Below are 18484 nucleotides of genomic sequence, written 5' to 3' on the forward strand. Positions count from 1 at the left end.
CGGAACTACTCATCGCCCCTGCCGGACGACAGTTCTTGAGGAAACCCCTTTCCATGCTTGTTTCGCACACCCTGAACATCGGGATTCTCGCCCACGTCGACGCGGGTAAGACCAGCCTCACCGAGCGGCTGCTGTTCGACGCCGGTGCCATCGACCGGCTCGGCAGCGTCGATACCGGTGACACCCGTACGGACACCGGCGAGCTGGAGCGGCAGCGCGGCATCACCATCCGCTCGGCCGTCGCCTCCTTCACCGTCGGCGAGGTCCAGATCAACCTCATCGACACGCCCGGCCATGCCGACTTCATCGCCGAGGTCGAGCGCGCCGTGGGGGTGCTCGACGGTGCCGTACTGCTGCTGTCCGCGGTGGAGGGCGTCCAGGCCAGGACCCGGGTGCTGATGAAGACCCTGCGGCGGCTGCGGCTGCCCACCCTGCTGTTCCTCAACAAGATCGACCGGGCGGGCGCCCGGGACGAGGCGCTGCTCGCGGACATCCGCCGGCTGCTGACACCGGCCGCCGTCCCGATGACCTCCGTGACCGGCATCGGCACCGCGGGGGCCGGGGTGGTGCCGTACTCCCTGGAGGACCCCCGGGTCCGCGAGCGGATCGCCGAAGTGGTCGCCGAGGTGGACGAGTCGGTCCTGGCCCGGCTGGTGGGTCCTGCCCCCGCAGGGCAAAAGCTCCGCCAGGACGGTGCCGAGCCGGACGGGCCGGGGCTGACCGCGGACCGGCTGCGCGCGGCACTCGCCGCCCGGACCGCCGACGGATCGCTGCACCCGGTGTACTTCGGCTCCGCGCTCGGCGGTCCGGGCGTCGGCGCGCTCATCGAGGGCATGGTCCGGCTGATTCCGCCGGCCCCCGCCGTCCCGGGCACCGCTGCGCGCGGCACGGTCTTCGCCGTCCAGCAGCCGCCGAACGGCGAACGGACCGCCCATATCCGGCTCTACGGGGGCGAGTTGCGGCCCCGGCAGCAGGTCGAGCTGCACCGGCCCGGGGCGGACGGCCCCGGCGGGCCCCGGACCGGACGGATCACCTCGCTCCAGGTCGTCGGCCGGTCGCCCGGTGACGGCGGGCCGCTGACCCCGGGCAATATCGGGGTGGTCCGGGGGCTGCCCGGCGTCCGGACCGGTGACCGTCTCGGGCCGGCCGCCGAGGACCCCGCCGGGGGCGCCCTGTTCGCCGCCCCCACGCTCGAAACCCTGGTCAGTGCCCGCCGTCCGGCACAGGCCGCGGCGCTGCGTGCCGCGCTGCTGGCGCTCGCCGACCAGGACCCGCTGCTGCGGGCCCGCCCCGCGCCGGGCGGCGCGACCTCGGTGCTGCTGCACGGCGAGGTGCAGAAGGAGATCATCGCCGCCACCTTGTGCCAGGAGCACGGCATCGAGGCGGAGTTCGCGCCCAGCCGGGTGGTGTGCGTCGAGCGGCCGTCCGGGGTCGGCGAGGCCTGCCACGAGATCGCCGGGCGCGGCCACACCGGTCCCTGGGCCACGGTCGGCCTCCGGGTCGAGCCGGGTGCCCGCGGCTCCGGCCCGGTCTTCGTCTACGAGACCGAACTGGGCGCCCTGCCGCACGGCTTCCACCAGGCCGTCGAGGAGACCGCGCTGGCCACCTTGCAGTGCGGACCGCACGGGTGGGCGGTGACGGACTGCCGGGTGGTGCTGACGCGTTCCGGTTTCGTCGGCCCGCTCAGTACCGCGGGGGATTTCCGCACGGTCACGGCCCCGGTGCTGGGTCGGGCGCTGCGGGCGGCCGGCACCCGGGTCCACGAGCCGTACCACGCCTTCGAGGCCGAGGTCCCGCTCGCCGCGCTCGCCGCGGTGACCGCCCGTCTCGCGGCCCTGGGCGCCGAATTCGCCGAGACCACCGGCGGGCGGCATTCCTGGCTGGTCAGCGGTTCGCTCCCGGCCCGCCGGGTCCAGGAGTTCCAGGGGCAGTTGCCCGGCCTGACGCACGGTGAAGGGGTGTGGACGTCGTACCCGTCGGGCGACCGGCCGGTGCGGCGGGATGCGGCGCCGCGCGGTGCGTCCGGATGAGGCGGCGGCTGCCGCGCCCCGGGCGGGGTGCGGCAGCGCGGCCGTCGGGGACCGGCGCGGCGGTCCGGCCGCGTCGCCCGTTCACCGCTGCGTCAGGACGTAATCCACCTGGCCGAAGGTGATGTGGTCACCGGGGCCGACCGGCACTTCGCCCACCACCCGGCGGCCGTTGACACAGGTCCCGTTGGTGGAGCCGAGGTCGCGCAGCAGCCAGCCGTTGCCCACGCTGCGGAGTTCGGCGTGGGCACGGGAGACCGTGTCGTGGTTGAGGCGCAGGCCCACGCCCGGCGCCCGCCCTATGAGCAGCGGCAGCGGGCCCGGTTCGGGCAGCAGCAGCTTCGGCAGCCGCTCTCTGCTCCAGGCGCGGCGTACCCGGATGTGGAACGCGGAGACCCGGCCCACCATCCGCAGGAGGGTGCCCTGGACCTTGCCCCGGTCGGCCAAGTCGGCAGTGACCAGTTCGATTTCGGACTGCTGCTGGGCGGTGAGGACGAGTTCCAGTCGTCGCAGGAAGGTGTCCTGGGACAGCCGTCCCTGTGCCGCGCCGTCGCGCAGCAGGTCAAGAGCGCGTTCCCGGTCCGCATCCGACGGGCGCGCGGGGCGCGCGGGGAACTCGAGCGAAGTCATAGCGTGATTCTCCGGCCACCACGACCCGCTGTCCAGGCGGTGTTGGGCGGTCGGTGCAGGTGGGCGGGGGGGGACGGTGCAGGTGGGCAGGTGGGCAGGGGGGACGGTGCCGGTCGGTGCGGCGGACGGTGCAGGTGGGCGCGGGGGATGGTGCAGGTGCGCGCACGGCTCGTAGTGGCGGCCGGGGCGGATGGCACCAGGGTCCGTGTCGCCGCGCGGGGCTGCCGGGCGGCGTGCGGGCATGCTTTCTCCGTCGGGACCGGAGCGAACGAAGGAGGACGGCCGTGCTGTTCGAGGTGTGGGCTCCGAAGGCCGGGCAGGTCGCTCTCCGGTGGGCGGGTGACCGGGCCGGTGAGCCGGACGTCCCGCTGGAGCGCGACACGGGACGCGCGGGCTGGTGGCGTGCCGAGACGCCGGCCCGCGACGGGGACCGGTACGGCTTCCGGCTCGACGGCGGGCCGCCGCTGCCCGATCCGCGGGCCGCACGACTGCCGGACGGCCCCGGCGGCCCGGCCGCGGTCGTCGAGCACGACCGGTTCGGGTGGCGGCATCCGTGGCCCGGCCGCCCGCTGCCGGGCGCGGTCCTCTACGAGCTGCACATCGGGACGTACACCCCCGAGGGCACCTTCGACGCCGCCGCCGCGCGGCTGCGCCACCTCGCCGACCTGGGCATCACCCATGTCTCCCTGATGCCGGTCTGCCCGTTCCCCGGCAGCCACGGATGGGGCTACGACGGGGTCGCGCCCTGGGCGGTGCACGAACCGTACGGCGGGCCGGACGGGTTCAAGCGGTTCGTGGACGCCGCGCACGGCCACGGGCTGGGGGTGGTGCTCGACGTGGTGCACAACCACCTCGGCCCGTCCGGCAACCCGCTCCCGGAGTTCGGGCCGTACTTCACCGACACCCATCACACGCCGTGGGGCGCGGCGGTCAATCTCGACGCCCCCGGCAGCGACGAAGTGCGCGACTACCTCCTCGGCTGCACGCTGTCCTGGCTGCGTGACTACCGGCTCGACGGCCTGCGGCTGGACGCCGTCCACGCCCTGCACGACGACGGCACCCCGCACTTCCTGGCCGCACTGTCCGCCGCCGTCGACGCGCTGGCCGGGGAGCTGCGGCGCCCGCTGTTCCTCGTCGCCGAATCCGATCTGAACGATCCGCGCACCACCGCGCCACGGGCGGACGGCGGGCACGGTCTGCATGCCCAGTGGAACGACGACTTCCACCACGCCCTGCACACCGCGCTCACCGGCGAATCCCAGGGCTACTACGCCGACTTCGCACGGGCCCCGCTGGCCGCCCTCGCCAAGACGCTGACCGGCGGCTTCTTCCACGACGGGACGTACTCCAGCTTCCGCGGCAGGGCGCACGGCGCGCCCCTCGACCTGCGGGTGACGCCCGCATACCGGCTGCTCGCCTACGCCCAGACGCACGATCAGATCGGCAACCGTGCGCTCGGCGACCGGCTCACGGCCGGGCTCTCCCCGGGGCTGCTGGCCTGTGCCGCCGCCCTGGTGTTGTGCGCGCCGTTCACGCCGATGCTGTTCATGGGCGAGGAGTGGGGCGCGAGAACCCCGTGGCAGTACTTCACCGCTCACACGGATCCGGAGCTGGCGGAGGCGGTACGCGCCGGGCGCCGTCGCGAGTTCGCCGCGTACGACTGGGCCGGTCACGCCGAGGACTGGCCGGATCCGCAGGACCCCGCGACCCGCGAGGGCTGCGTCCTGGACTGGAGCGAACCCTCCGTGGAGCCGCACACCGCGCTGCTGGCCTGGCACCGTACGCTGCTGGCGCTGCGCCATGAGCTGCCGCCGTTGACCGATCCCGATCCACGCCACACCACCGTCCGCTACGACGAGCGTGCCCGCTGGCTCCTGCTGCGGCGCGGACCGCTACGGGTCGCGGTCAATCTCGCGCGGGAGGCCACGGCGGCCATTCCGGTCACCGGGGACGGCGCGGACGGGGAACGCCCGGACGGCGGGGGCGAGGGCATGGACGTTCACGGCCCGGTCGGGCAGTCCCCGTCCGCGCTGCAGGCATCCACGCTGCAGGCACTGGCGGGCTGGCCCGGTACCCGGCTTCCCGGGGCTGACGGTGTGCTGCGGCTCCCCCCGGAGTCGGTGGTGGTGCTCGGGCCGTAGGCGCTGTCGCCGGACCTCAGGCACCGGATCTCCATCACCGGACCTCAGTCGCCGGGTCTCAGTGCGAGAACTCCGAGACGAATGCCGCGCAGAAGGCCTCCAGGTCGGCCGGCTTGCGGCTGGTGATCAGGGTGTTCGGTCCGCCGGTGCAGATCTGGACCTGTTCGTCGACCCAGGTGGCGCCCGCGTTGCGGAGGTCGGTGCGCAGACTCGGCCAGGAGGTCAGCGTGCGGCCGCGCACCACATCGGCCTCGATGAGCGTCCACGGTGCGTGGCAGATGGCGGCCACCGGCTTCCCGGCGTCGAAGAACGACTTGACGAACGCCACGGCCCGCTCGTCGAGGCGCAGGGCGTCCGGATTGGCCACGCCGCCGGGCAGCACCAGTCCGTCGAAGTCCGCCGCGGTCGCCTCGTCCACCGTCAGGTCGACGGGGAAGGTGTCCGCCTTGTCGAGGTGGCGGAACGCCTGCACCTTGCCCGCGCGGGTGGAGACCAGCGTCGGTCCGCCGCTCGCGTCGGTCACCGCCTGCCACGGCCGGGTCAGCTCTACCTGTTCGGTGCCCTCGGTGGCCACCAGAAAAGCCGCCTGCATACTGCGCTCACGCCCCTCCGTCGGATCGGGCCGGGAGTGTCGATCGGGCCGGGAGGTGGGGAGGAGCCCCACTCCCCCACCTCTCGACCATAACGGGCGACGGCGCACGCACTCATCCGCAGAGCCCGTCGGCGGCTCCCGGAACCCGTCCGCCACGGCCGCCGTCACCCGCCGTTCCGCTCGCGCGACCGCCCCTCCTCGCGCGAGCGTCCCTGCCCGCGCGATCGCCCGCCCTCGCCCGATCGTCCATTCCCCCGGCAGGTGATGGACACTGTGTCCATGCCCCTGCATCTCTCCGATCTGCTGGCCCGGCCCGATCTCCGCCTGTCGGTCACCTACGACGTGCCGCCGCAGCAGCTGGCCCGCACCATCGAGGCGGCGACGGTCTCGGACCTGCCGACGCCGGGGAAGTGGCTGCAGGGCGGCGAACTCCTCATGACCATCGGCCTGTTGCTGCCGATGGAGCCGGCCGCCTGCCGGGCGTACGTCCGGGACGCGGCCGAGGGCGGGGCGGCGTGCCTGGCGCTCGGGCTGGGGCAGGGACTGCCGTACCAGGAGGCGCCGGAGCCGCTGGTGCGGGCGGCCGAGGAGGCCGGTCTGCCGCTGCTGACGGTGCCCGACGAGGTGCCGTTCATCGCCGTCACCAAGGCGGTCTTCGACGCGCGGGCCGACGAACAGCGCGCACTGCTGCAGCGGGCGTTCGCGACCCAGCGCCGGCTGACCGCCGCGGCGACCGGCGACGGGCTGCGGCCGATGCTGGCGGAGTGGGCGGCCGCCACCGGCGTGGGCGCGGCGGTGCTCGACCCGCTCGGGCGGCTGCTCGCCACCAGCGAGCACGCGTCGCGGCCGCTGCCGGCGCAGGCACACGAGCTGCTGGACCGGGTCGCCGCGCGCGGACTGCGCGGCAGCGCGTCCAGTACGGCCGCCGGGCAGCAGCTGGAGGTGCAGCCGCTGGGCGCACGGCGGCTGCGCGGACTGCTGCTGCTCACCGGCCGGCCGGACGACGCCGCCCGTTCGGTCGTACCGGGCCTGGTCTCGCTGCTCTCCCTGGAGCTGGAGCGCCGCCATCTGAGCGATGAGCCGGAGCGCCGCCGCCGGTCGGCACTGCTGTCGGAGCTGCTGGCCGACGAGGATCCGTCCGCCGACCGGGCCCGGGACATGCTGCGCTCGGTGGGGCTGACGGCCGAGCGGGTGCGGGGCGTGGTGGTGGCGGCGGAGGACACCCCGGCGGGCCGTACGGCCGCGCGCGCCGCGGCAGCCGGAACGGCAGCCGGAACGGGAAGCGGTGCGGCAGCCGGAGCCGGGCCGGCAACCGGGACCGGGCACACGGCCGGGACCGGGTCCGCGGACGGAACCGCGCCCACGGACGGCGCCGCGCAGGAGATGGCCGCCGATCTGGCACTGGCGGTGCCCGGCGGCCTGGTCAGGGTCGTGGACGGGGCGCCGGGCACGGTCATCGAGGCGGTGGTGGGCGAGGAGCTGGACATCCGCGAAGTGCTCGCCCGCTTCGCCCCGCGCTGCCCGGCCGGAATCGGGCCGGCCACCACCCCCGAAGCAGCAAGGGTGTCACTGCGTCAGGCGGCCGGGCTGCTCGCCGTGAGCCGGGCGGCCGGCGAGCCCGCCCAGGCCCGGCAGAGCCAGGCCAGCCGGCTGCTGCTCGACCTGGGCGACCGCAGTACGCTGCACGGCTACGCCGACACCGTGCTCGGCCCGCTCGACCTCGCCGACCACGGCGAGGAGCTGATCGCCACCCTGGCGGCCTGGCTGGAGACCGGCGGCGCATGGGACGCCACCAGCCGGCGGCTCGGCGTCCACCGGCACACCGTGCGCAACCGCCTCGACAAGGCCATGGACCTCACCGGCCGCCGCCTCGACGATCCCGACGACCGCTTCGACCTCTGGCTGGCCACCCGCATCCGCCGCGGCGGCGCCCCGGCCGGCGGGTCCGCCGACCGGCCCGCTCCCCCACCGCCAGGCCGGTGACGCGGAGCCCCATCTCCCGGGCCGCCCTTCACTCTCTCCCCCGCACCGTCTTTACTTCGGGGGTGACCTATGAGATCCGCACCCTCCCGCCCGGCGCCGCCGGCCCCGCCCCCACATCCGCTCCCGGCTCCCCCCAAGAGGGCGCCCACCGCGGCTCCCTGGTGGCCGTCAGCGATCTGCACGTCCGCTACCAGGAGAACCGCGACATCGTCGAGGGATTAAGACCGGAGTCCGACGACGACTGGCTGCTGGTCGCCGGCGACGTCGGCGAATACGTCTCCGACATCCGCTGGGCACTCACCCTGCTCAGCAGCCGGTTCGCCAAGGTGATCTGGGTGCCCGGCAATCACGAGCTGTGGACGCCGGAGCACGACCCGGTGCAGCTGCGCGGCGTGGCGCGCTATGAGCACCTGGTGGAGATCTGCCGCGAGTTGGGCGTCCTCACCCCCGAGGACCCCTATCCGGTCTGGGAGGGCGCCGGCGGCCCGGCCGTCATCGCACCGCTCTTCCTCCTCTACGACTACACCTTCCGGCAGCCCGGCATCGCGTCCAAGGAAGCGGCGCTCGCCCGGGCGGAGAAGGCCGGGGTGGTCTGCACCGACGAACACTTCCTGCACCCCGACCCGTATCCGACGCGGGAGGCGTGGTGCGAGGCACGGGTGGCCGCCACCGAGGCCAGGCTCGCCGCCCTGCCACCCGAGATCCCCACGGTGCTCGTCAACCACTGGCCGGTGGTGCGCGAGCCCACCGACCCGCTGTGGTACCCGGACTTCGCACTGTGGTGCGGCACCGAGGCGACCGCCGACTGGCCGCGCCGGTTCCGTGCCGCCACGGTGGTCTACGGCCACCTCCACATCCCGCGGCTGCTGGTCTGCGACGGCGTGCCCCATCAGGAGGTGTCGCTCGGCTATCCACGGGAGTGGCAGCGCCGCTCCCGCGCACCGGGGCGGCCGGTCCGGATCCTGCCCGCGCCCGCCCCCGTCGCCGCCAAAACCACCGGGACCCCCGCGTGATCGACAAACTGCTGCCGGCCCCGGTCGTGACCGCCGAGGCCTTCGACGACGCCCCGGTCTCCGAGATGTTTCCCGAGGAGTGGGCGCTGGTGTCCCGCGCCGTGCCCAAGCGGCAGAAGGAGTTCGGCACCGTACGCCGCTGCGCCCGCAGCGCCCTGTCCGAACTGGGCATCGCCCCCGCCCCCCTGCTCCCCGGCCCCAAACGGGAGCCGCTGTGGCCGGCGGGCATCGTGGGTGCCATGACGCATTGCGCCGGCTACCGCGCCGCCGCCGTGGCCCGCTCCGCGGACGTACGGACCGTCGGCCTGGACGCCGAGCCCCATCTGCCCGTGGACGATCCCGGCGTGATCGACCTGATCACCCTGCCCGAGGAACGGGCCCAGCTGCGCCGGCTGGCCGGCGCACAGCCCGAAGTCTGCTGGGACCGCCTGGTGTTCAGCGCGAAGGAGTCCGTCTACAAGGCGTGGTACCCCCTCACCCACCGCTGGCTCGGCTTCGAGGACGCCCTCCTCACCCTCGACCCGTCGGACGCCACCTTCACCGCCCGCCTCCTCGTCCCGGGCCCGGTGCTCGACGGCAGGGAACTCACCGAATTCACCGGCCGGTGGCTCGTCGGGTCCGGGCTGGTGGTGACGGCGATCGTGGACACGGTGTGACGGGGCGGCCGCGGGGTGCGAGTCGCGCGCGGCGTCCGGTGCCGAACGACGCACCGGCCGCCGGATACTCGCCCTGCTTGCGGTATTTTTCATGGCCCGTCAGGACGTTGAAGGGTTATTAGCCCACTCATGCAAGAGCACTGCGACACCACCGGTGGGACAGCACCCTCCGATACCGAGCTGGTCCGGCGCATCCGTGCGGCATCCCGGTCCGGCGGCCGGGCGACGGACACTCCGTTCGGCACACCGGCTCCGGACGGCACGGCCCGGACGGGCCAGGTAGCCCTCAACGAGTTCCACCAGCGGCACTACGCGGCCGTGCTGGCCTACGCCCGTGACTGCTGCCGCTCGTCCCAGGCCGCGGCGGATCTGGCGAAGGAGGCCATCAACCACGTCCTGCACTCCCCCGGCCCGGACGAGGGTGCCGATCCGCCCTGGCGGACCGCCCTGCTCGCGGCGGTACGCCATACCGCCGACGCCTGGCACCGCACTGCCCGGAACACCGAGCTGCGCGATGACTTCGCGTCCTGGCTGGCCGCCCAGGCGGCGGAAGGCCCCGGCCCCGCTGACGGCGGCCGGCCGTCCGGCGCCGGCGGCGCGCCCACGGCCGGGATGGGCTTCTCGGAGACGGTCCTGCCCGAAGCGCCGGACAAGCCCCGGCGGGCGCGCCTCTCACCGGCGCGGATCACCATGCTCGCAGTCGCCGTGGCCGTCCTGGCCGGCGTCGCCATATCCGTCGGCCCACTGCTCGGCACGGAGCGCGACGATGCCGCGGCCGGGCACCGCGACCGGGCGGACCACTCTTCGGCCCCCGCCACGGAGCAGCCGCCGTCTGCCAGGAGCTCCGCGACCGCTTCCCGTTCGCCTTCGGGCTCCCCGTCCCCCACGCACAGCAAGAAGCCGAAGCACCCCAGCTCCCGGCCCTCGTCGCCGGCGAAGCCGTCGCACTCGCCCCGCCCCGGTCCCGGTCCCGCGGACAAACCGCCGGCCGGCCACACCACGCCACTGGGCAGCCGGCCGTGGAGCTCCCAGAAGTACAGCTTCGCGCCGTTCCGGCAGGACAGCAGCATCGACGGGCACCCCCTCACCATCCAGGGAGCCGCCTACTCCCAGGGACTGGGCGCGCACGCCTACGACGAGGTCACCTACGACCTCGGTGGCAGCTGCTCCGCCCTCACCGTGGATGTCGGACTCGACGACGAGGTGGGCGCGAACGGCTCCGTGGTCTTCCAGATCTACCGGGACGCCACCAAGGTGGCCGACAGCGGCCTGATGACGGTCGACCAGCCCGCGAAACACCTCACCGCAGACCTCACCGGCGGCAGCCAGCTACGGCTGGTGGTCACCGACGGCGGCAACGGCAACGACTCCGACCACGCCGACTGGGGCGGCCCCCAGATCACCTGCAGGTGAGCCGGTCGGCTACGTACTCATGCACGGTGGTGTCAGGAGGCCGCCGCACAGAGCGGCGGTGGACCGAATCCTGAACCGTGCGCGCCTCACCAATCGGCCGCGGCTATCACTCAGTGAACCACATTACCTATGGCCGTCCACACCGCACAGATCACTGCGGCGACCAACCAAATATCCGACAGCCAGGAAATTGCAAGCCCTCTCCGGACCACAGAGCCTCGCGGGGCCTTCGTTTTCACTTTCACGTGCTGACGGATAACGTCGGCCGCCCTGTCCGAGCTGCCTACAAAATGATCTATGAGTGAGCCACTGTAGGCACCTACGTAAACCTCCTCACCACTTACCGTTTTCAGCTTCAAGCTCCCTCCCATGTCGACGAGAACCTGAGCAACGGCACCACGCGCCACAGTGTATTCAAACACGGCATTGACGACACATACCTCATCTCCAACGATGAGCACGCGGGTTCGGCAAATCCTCTGCACCAAGAATATGGTTGCAAAGGAGGCTGTTAGGCCAACTTCGGCCTTGTTTGGCCCACGAAAGCCCATTTTCCCAACAACGAGGGCCGCCATAAAAAGAAGGATTGCAGAGGAGGACCATTGCAGGATGCGCTGCGACTTCCTTCGTAGCTTCCCTGCTTTCCGTTGCCGCTTCATATCCTGTCTCTCTTTCCTGTCCGCGCACCCTGGCAGGGTGGCCCGGTCACGCACCCGGGCCACCCTGCCGGATCAGCACGTCTTCGGTATCTGCGACCAGGCCGCGCCCGGGAGATTCCCCGCACTGGCGTCGCCAGCCCCGCAGAACCCCACGTTAAAAGCGCCGTTGATGCTCATGTTTCCATAGGTGGCTCGCCAGCTTATTGAACCACGAATAGTTTCATCCCCAGTCCAGGATTTCCTTCCCCCACCTACCCCCTTGATTCCAGGAACCTTCGTCTTGTACATCCTGGAGGATCGAGCGAACGCACTGATGCGGAAATATGCCTCCTTCCAGCTCCTCGCACCACCGAAAGCCCTGCCGAATGCTGCCGCAGTCCCTCCCCCAACAAAAGACCAGGCCAAGTCTTTCGCGTACGGTCTGACGTCCCAATTGCCGGTGATTACTCCGTCACCCAGGTACTTCACCGTGGCGATGCCTACTCCCGCCGCGAGGCACACTCCTGCCGTAGCTGCGAGGCATGCGACAAACCCTGCGACTGTCCCAACTGTCTTGATGTCGTCCCAGTGGTCGCCGACCCAGCTCGATGCGGAATTCCACGCCTTTTCCCACCAAGGTTTCGGTTTGGGCGGCGCCGGCTTCGGCTTGGGCTTGGGATTCCCATACCCTGCATCCTTTCCCGTGCTCACGTAGTCCCTGTACCAGCTGGAGCTGTAATAGCTGCGCCAGGTCTTGTTATAGGCGCTGATGAAGCGCGTGTACTTCCTGGTGGGGTGACCGTAGCGGTCGGTGTATCCCTGGTCGCGGTACCAGTTCCTGTGGGCGGTGCTGTTGCCGTAGCCGAGGCCGGTCTCCCGGTCCTGGAACTGTTGGCCGTCGGGGTCGGAGGCGGTGACGGGAGTGTTGTTGGCGTAGGCGTAGGCGTTGGACTGCTGGGGGTCGTCTGGGTCGAGGAGCGGGTCGACGGAGAGGAAGGTTCCCAGGGCCGGATCGTACTCGCGAGCGCCTATGTGGGTGAGTCCTGTGCCTTCTTGGGTACCGTCGACGAATCCGCGCGTGCCGGGCCAGGTCGTGGGTTGAGCAGTGCGGGGGGCTCCGAAGGGGAGCTGATCGCGGCGGGTGATGGCCTGGTCGGTGGCGGCGACGGCGGTCAGTGCCGTGCCCTGGTGGTCGGTGAAGAGGTAGGAACACTCCGGCCGACCCGCCTTCGCCTCCTGTATCGCCGGCTCGGCCGACCGGGTCTGCGGCACCGTTCACACTTTCGATGCCCCGGCCACAGCGTGCACCAGGGCCGGGTCGGCACGCCAGACCTGCGTCAGAACAGGCCCGAGCACCAGCGTACGGTGCGCGGAGGTGCGCAGCCCTTCGTGCAGAGCGGCCGCTTTGGCCTTTCGGTCGGCAGGAGCGATCAGCATGCCGGAGTCGTACACCGGCACCGGCACCGGCCCACTCACGCGGCGTGGCCCCGACGTCCGGCTTCCCCGCCGATCCTCACCACGCACCAGCGCCTCATCGACCTCTCGGCACTCCTGCTCGGTCAGCTCCCCCGCCTGGGCCGTCGGCTCCACAATCGCAACCGGCCCCTTCTTCCACCCGCGCGATCAGCGTGTCCACGCCCGCGAACTGCTCCTCTGTGGCGTCGCTCTCCGCCGTCTGCCGCGTCGCCGCGTGCACCAGGTACGCCGAGACGTCCATACCTGCCCGCTCCGCATGCGACGACCGGACCAACCCGAAGTGGACTCCCCGGAGGCCAACCCCTCGGGTGGCTCGGCGGCAAGCCGTTGAGCGGGACTGACTCGTGCTCCGCCCCGCTCGCCGGCATGATCCGCCGTTGCTGGAGCCCGGCTCGGCACCGGCCGCCGACTGGCACAATGCATCGAAAAACCAGGGGAGTTCACAGGGACGGGGGATGCGTCATGCGGCGTCAGGCGTTGGTGGTGGGCATCGAAGGACCTGCAGCGGACCCCGCCGACGACTCACCCCCACAGTGGCAGCAACTCACCTACGCGGCACCGTACGCGCAACGGGTGAGTAAGACACTGGAGAAGGAGTACGCCTATGTCCTCCTGGAACCCGGTCACGACGCCGCGTCTACCGCCGCCGCGCTGGGCGACGCCCTGACCCAGGCCGTCAGCAGCGAGGCCGACTTCACCGTTATTCATCTCCTCGCACACGGAGAACCGACCCGCAACGGTCACGGCATCCAGGCGGTGGGCGGGGACGGCCGCCTCACCGAGGAACTGGCCCGTTGGGTCAACATGGCAGAGAACCAGGACACGGACGACAGCGGCGATCCGGCCGTTCTGCTGATCCTCGATCTGTGCCATTCCGGCGCCGTGGTGACCGAGCACCTGCGGTCGCTGGTCCGGCCGGAGCGTCGCCGTGTCTGGGTGCTCGCCGCCTGCCACTCGGAGCAGGACGCCTATGACGGCCGCCTGAGCACCGCCGTCGACGAGGTGCTTCGCGGCTTCGCCTCCGGGACCCTGAAGCTCGACACATCGGTGCCGTACATCCCGATCGCCCGGTTCTGCCGCGAGGTGGCTGTCCACGTGGAGTCGCGGAGTACATCCCTGAATCCGCAATCCGTCGAGCAGCCACTGGCCGCGCTCGGTGCCGACCTGTCGCATCTGAGGTTCTTCGCCAACCCTCGATACGAACCGGCCGGCGCGCGCAGGCTCACCGGCGTGGATTCTGCTGTGTTCACCCTCCTCGACGAAGTGGCCGACGCCCGCCATTTCGTGATCCGGGCGCATGGTGCCGACAGCGCCTTCGGCGACCTCGGCGCTCCGTCCTTCACCGGACGGAGCGACGAACTCCGGGAACTGGCAGGCTGGTTGGACGGCCGCGGGCCCTCTTTGCGCGTGGTCACCGGCGTACCAGGGGTCGGCAAATCCGCTCTGATCGGCACCTTCGTGTGCGCTGCGCATCCGGCGCTGCATGAGACCACCGAGCAGTTGTGGCGGCCATCGGGCGGCGACATTCACGAGACCACCGACGACCTCGCGATCGTGCACGCGCGACGGCGCGGTGTCCCGGAGATCCTCACCTCGCTCGCCACCCAGTGGGAGCTCGGATCTCCCGGCGACGCAACGACGTGGACAACGGACCAACTGGTCACGGCACTGCGGGCCAAGCCCGTACCCCCCTGTCTCGTCATGGACGCGGTGGACGAAGCCGAGCACCCGGCCGATCTGGTCAGCGCCGTGCTGCTGCCATTGGCATCCATTCGGCGGGCGGACGGGGGGCCGCTGTGCAGGATGCTCGTCGCGACGCGACCTGAAGCGGCACCACGGCCGCTCATTGAGGCGGCCCGTGCGTGCGATGGGCTGATCGACCTGGACGAGGTGTCGCCCCTGCGACTCCGCAAGGACCTGACCCAGTTCGTTCTGCGGGTACTGCGGCCGCTGCTCCCCGGCGTATCGCCGTGGTGCTCACTCGCGGCAGCCGAGAGCCTGGGCGGCGCGCTGGCCGACACCTTGTTGAGCGGGTCACGCGAGTGGGGCGAGTTCCTTGTCGCCGGGCTCTATCTGAGGCTCCTGCAGGAACAGATGCCACCGCCGGCGACGACCGAGCAGGCCGAGCACCTGGGCAGTGACGTGCCCCGTACGCTCGACGCGGTCCTCGACCTCCATCTCCGTCTTGACCCCCGACCGGGCCTGCACGACCTACTGGCCGCGCTGGCCTGGGCGGAGGGCGCGGGGATGCCAGAGGACCTTCTCGCCCAGGTCGCGAACCCCGATCCGGCTCCGGCCGGAAAGGACCGGGCACCCACCGCTGATCTGCTTCGGGCCGCGCGTTTCTACATACGCCGCAACGTCGATCGTGAAGGCGCTCCGCTCTACCGGCTCTTCCACCAAGGGCTGGCCGACCGGCTCCGCGAGCATCCTGTCCTGGACGCGACCACTGTCTGGGAACGCCTGCTCGCGACGGTGCGAACGAGCGGCTCCGGCCGCCGCCGGTGGGCGACCGCCGAGCCTTATCTGCTGCGGCACGCGGCGCGCCACTGCGCGCTCGCCGGCCGGCTCGACGAACTCCTCGAGGACAGCGAATACCTGGTTCACGCGGACCCGGCCCCACTGGCCCAGGAGCTCTACCACGGTGAACACGGCCCTCACGGAACGGTCTATCTGACGTCGTACGGAGCCCACCACGACGGTCCGCCCGGGCAGCGGCGCGACGTCCTGGCTGTCGACGCGGCTCGGCACCAGAAATGGCAGCTCGCGGCAGACCTCACGCAGGACACCGGCCGCCACATCGTCTGGACCGCCGGCCGGTCACTGCACACCAACCTCCTGACGACACTGGCCGGGCACCGCGGCAGGATCTGGGACCTGACAACCCTCGAGATGTACGGCCGCCCCCACGCCTTGACAGCTGGTCAGGACGGAACGGCTCGGCTGTGGGACCTCGACTCCGCGACGACGACGCTCGAACTCGGGGACCACGGTGCTCCGGTCGGAGGCGTGGTGGCCGGGAAAGTCGGCGGCGGCCGTGTCGCTGTGACTGGCTGCGACAGCGGCGAGCTGCGGGGATGGGACCTGGCCACAGGACATCTCCTGTGGACCGCCCCGGCCCATACGGGTCCGATCTGGTCCATGGTGGGCGTGCGCTACGAGGGGGTCCCCTCAGTGGCCAGCGCGGGTGAGGACCGGGTGATCCGCTACTGGGAACTCTCCACCGGAACTCCGCTCGCCACCACACACCTGTCCGCCATCAACGGCCATGTGTGGCACCTGTCCCGCGTCTCCGTCGAGGGCAGGGGCGACTGCGTCGTGGCCTGCTACGACAACTGGATCAAGGTCCTGACCGTCCATGGCGAGGAGGTCGAGCTGCCGCACACCAACTGGGAGCGGCTGTCGTGCTACCGCTATCTCGATCTGGGACACGGTCCCGAGCCGGTCGCGGGCGATCGGGACGGAATCGTGTGGGTGGGCGACGAGTTCCTCGAGCTCCTCAACGAGGATCGTCCTCATGCCGACGCCGTCTCCGATCTCGCCGCCGTGTTGCTGGACGGAGCCATGTACCTCCTAACTGCGGGGGAGGACGGTGTCGCACGGCTGAATCCGCTGGACGGCAATGGCAGCGCACGGCAGGTCGTCAGCCACACCACCGCGATCACCCGTGTCGCGATCGTGTCCGAACCGCACCGGACTCGAATTCTCACTGCGAGCAACGGCGGCACCGTCCGCGTCTCGGACGCGGCCGGGGGCGAGGTGCCTCAACGCCACCCCGGGCACACCCACGCCATCAATGATCTGACGGTGCTTCCCGACGCCCGACTGGTCTCATGCAGCGAGGACGGAACCATGGCTCTATGGACCGCGGACGGTGCGGTCGAGCGGCGGGTCACCCTGCTGCACCACGCAGACTTCCCGCTGCCGGACCGAGCCACCGGCATCGCAATCCTGGAAGCCGGCAAACATCCACGGATTGTCGCCTCGTGCGCACACAATGGGGTCGCCCTGTGGGGCACGAACAAGACTGAGAAACACCTGGAGCGACGCGACCTGGGTGAAGGCCCAGGTGCCGCTGCGATCGTCACCATCACCATCGGTGGGGCCCAGCACGTCGTCTATGCCTCCAACAGGGGTGAGGTCGCGATAGCCACCGCCGACCACCTGGACCGGATGTCCCACTGGCCCGACGTCGACGTGACGGACCCGGCGTGGAGAGGAGAACCAGAGCGTGTCCTGCTCTCGCCGTCCGAGGCCAGGACCATCGAAGAACTGGGAAGGACAGTCCCAGTTCCCGTAGCCGCGACATGCCTGGCAGCCTCCGCCGCCCATGTCCTGGCCGGATACCGCTCCGGCCGCGTCCGGTCCGCACGCCTGCTGGGCCCGCCCGTGCCGCAGCTCGTCACCGAGCACCCTGCCGCCGTCCACTCCGTTGCCGCCGTCGACCTCGACGGGCAGCCATACGTCGTCAGCGGTGACGACCGGGGCGAGGTTCGCGTGACGGCACTGGACGCCACCCGGACGTTCACACTGGCCGGTCACACTCGTGCCGTCTTCGCTACGGTCCCGGTCCTGCTCGACGGACACCCGCACCTCTATACCGGCGGACTCGACCGGTCCCTGCGGCTGTGGGACCTGAGAAGCGGCAGACAGGCCGACGTCTTCTGGTTCCCGGACACCGTGTGCGCCATCGCCGTCGCCCCCGACGGCGCCCTGTACATCGGGGTAGGCCCGGACATCATCCACATGGCACCGCACGACCAGCTCCAGGTACGCCCGATTCCGACTCCCAACCAAGGAACAAGCATCCGATGACCGCCTTCGTGGCCGTACACGGCGTGGGCCACTTCCGGTCCGCACTCTCACCGGCCGATATCGTCGCCGCCCGCTCGGCCGTCTGGGCCAAGGACCTCGCCGCCGGGCTGGGCACGGCCGACAAGCACGTCCCTGTCACGTACGCCTACTACGCCCACCATCTCCACCACGGCAGGCCCGTCGCACAAGGTTCCGAGGACCTCGACCGGCTGGAGCGCGAGCATCCCCACCTGGCCGAGGACATCACTCACTGGGCGGAATCGCTCGACGAGTCCCTGGGCCTGAGACTTCCGCCACCAGCAACGGCTCAGGGACGCCTGGCCGTTCCGCTCCGGCAACTCGTCTCCGCGATCTCCGAGCGTCTGAGCCTCGACGGCCGCCTGACCCGCGCGTTCATCGCCACGTTCTTCCGCGACGTCGCGCGCTATCTTGGCGGGCCGGACGACGCTGCCCGCGCTGCGGCGCGAGAGGAGGTCGCAGGCGTCATCTCCTCGACGGGCGCTCGCGTGGTCATAGCCCACTCCCTCGGAAGCGTCGTGGCCTACGAGGCCCTCCACGCCCACCCGGAACTCGAAGTCGACCTGCTCCTGACACTCGGCTCCCCCCTCGCACTCCGCCACGGAGTCTTCGACCGCCTGTCACCAGCTCCGCTTGCCGGCACCGGCGAACGGCCTGCAGGGGTGCACCGGTGGGTCAACCTGTCCGATCACGGGGACATCGTCGCCGTCCCTCGCCCCCTCAAGCGGCGCTTCCCGGCGGTCGATCTCGATCTCACGGACAGCATCGCCCCCTTCGACTTCCATCGAGTGGCCCCCTATCTACGGTCCTCTGTCGTGGCCGCGACGTTGGCGCCGTACCTCATCAAAGACACCGATGTACGCGGATCCGACGCCAACTGAACCGAGGGTGGGCGACCACGCCCCTGCCGGGCACGCCTCCGGACCGCGCCGCCGTGATCCTTCCGAAGCCAGCGAACCTCATTGGGGGTTCACCGCGAATACCGAGCATGCCCGTTCCTTGTCTGCGCATGAGGCGAACCCCTCCGCCGACGGTAACGACTGCGTTCGGTAAACCGGCCCACGGGCTCCGTATCGGTGCCC

At 71.3% G+C, this 18484-nt stretch carries 13 protein-coding genes; 8 read left to right on the top strand and 5 right to left on the bottom strand.

Annotation, left to right across the window (positions count from 1 at the left end):
• Positions 1-53: 53 nt before the first annotated feature.
• Positions 54-2030 carry a tetracycline resistance ribosomal protection protein Otr(A) gene (otr(A), locus tag OHS81_RS07675; RefSeq protein WP_328383687.1) on the top strand — a complete coding sequence of 659 codons (1977 nt, stop codon included), beginning with the start codon at positions 54-56 and terminating at the stop codon, positions 2028-2030.
• Positions 2031-2111: 81 nt separating this feature from the next.
• Here otr(A) and OHS81_RS07680 read toward each other — a convergent pair whose 3' ends face one another.
• The gene (locus OHS81_RS07680) at positions 2112-2657 is read right to left on the bottom strand and encodes a DUF1707 and FHA domain-containing protein (RefSeq protein ID WP_328383689.1); all 546 of its coding nucleotides are present in this window, start codon (positions 2655-2657) and stop codon (positions 2112-2114) included.
• A 284-nt stretch (positions 2658-2941) separates the two neighbouring features.
• Here OHS81_RS07680 and treZ point away from each other — a divergent pair, with 284 nt between their 5' ends.
• The gene (gene treZ / locus OHS81_RS07685) at positions 2942-4798 is read left to right on the top strand and encodes a malto-oligosyltrehalose trehalohydrolase (protein ID WP_328383691.1); all 1857 of its coding nucleotides are present in this window, start codon (positions 2942-2944) and stop codon (positions 4796-4798) included.
• Between the two features lie 58 nt (positions 4799-4856).
• On the opposite strand, the gene OHS81_RS07690 is transcribed toward treZ, so the two are convergent.
• Positions 4857-5390 (bottom strand): type 1 glutamine amidotransferase domain-containing protein, encoded by a 534-nt coding sequence (locus OHS81_RS07690; protein ID WP_328383693.1) that lies wholly within the window; start codon positions 5388-5390, stop codon positions 4857-4859.
• 279 nt (positions 5391-5669) lie between these two features.
• Here OHS81_RS07690 and OHS81_RS07695 point away from each other — a divergent pair, with 279 nt between their 5' ends.
• From OHS81_RS07695 to OHS81_RS07710, 4 genes are all read left to right on the top strand, one after another.
• A complete protein-coding gene (locus tag OHS81_RS07695; protein WP_328383695.1) occupies positions 5670-7373 on the top strand; it encodes a PucR family transcriptional regulator in 1704 nt (567 codons plus the stop codon).
• A 62-nt stretch (positions 7374-7435) separates the two neighbouring features.
• A complete protein-coding gene (locus OHS81_RS07700) occupies positions 7436-8386 on the top strand; it encodes a metallophosphoesterase family protein (protein ID WP_328383697.1) in 951 nt (316 codons plus the stop codon).
• Positions 8383-9042, top strand: coding sequence for a 4'-phosphopantetheinyl transferase family protein (locus tag OHS81_RS07705; protein ID WP_328383699.1), 660 nt, complete (start codon positions 8383-8385; stop codon positions 9040-9042). The genes OHS81_RS07700 and OHS81_RS07705 overlap by 4 nt, the downstream gene beginning before the upstream one ends.
• A gap of 129 nt (positions 9043-9171) precedes the next feature.
• Entirely contained in the window at positions 9172-10455 is a 1284-nt protein-coding gene (locus OHS81_RS07710) for an NPCBM/NEW2 domain-containing protein (RefSeq protein ID WP_328383701.1), read from the top strand.
• A gap of 110 nt (positions 10456-10565) precedes the next feature.
• Here the strand turns inward: OHS81_RS07710 and OHS81_RS07715 are convergent, their stop codons facing one another.
• The 3 genes from OHS81_RS07715 to OHS81_RS07725 form a co-directional block, all read right to left on the bottom strand.
• On the bottom strand, positions 10566-11030 hold the full coding sequence (locus OHS81_RS07715; RefSeq protein WP_328383702.1) for a hypothetical protein: 465 nt from the start codon (positions 11028-11030) through the stop codon (positions 10566-10568).
• Positions 11031-11186: 156 nt separating this feature from the next.
• The gene (locus OHS81_RS07720) at positions 11187-12365 is read right to left on the bottom strand and encodes an RHS repeat protein (RefSeq protein WP_328383704.1); all 1179 of its coding nucleotides are present in this window, start codon (positions 12363-12365) and stop codon (positions 11187-11189) included.
• 3 nt (positions 12366-12368) lie between these two features.
• On the bottom strand, positions 12369-12683 hold the full coding sequence (locus OHS81_RS07725) for a hypothetical protein (protein WP_328383706.1): 315 nt from the start codon (positions 12681-12683) through the stop codon (positions 12369-12371).
• Between the two features lie 459 nt (positions 12684-13142).
• On the opposite strand from OHS81_RS07725, the gene OHS81_RS07730 reads away from it, so the two are divergent.
• The gene (locus OHS81_RS07730; RefSeq protein WP_328383708.1) at positions 13143-17384 is read left to right on the top strand and encodes a hypothetical protein; all 4242 of its coding nucleotides are present in this window, start codon (positions 13143-13145) and stop codon (positions 17382-17384) included.
• The gene (locus tag OHS81_RS07735) at positions 17381-18283 is read left to right on the top strand and encodes a hypothetical protein (RefSeq protein WP_328383710.1); all 903 of its coding nucleotides are present in this window, start codon (positions 17381-17383) and stop codon (positions 18281-18283) included. The genes OHS81_RS07730 and OHS81_RS07735 overlap by 4 nt, the downstream gene beginning before the upstream one ends.
• Positions 18284-18484 lie beyond the last annotated feature (201 nt).

It is taken from the genome of Streptomyces sp. NBC_00400, assembly GCF_036048035.1.
In the GTDB taxonomy this organism is placed as follows: Bacteria; Actinomycetota; Actinomycetes; order Streptomycetales; family Streptomycetaceae; genus Streptomyces.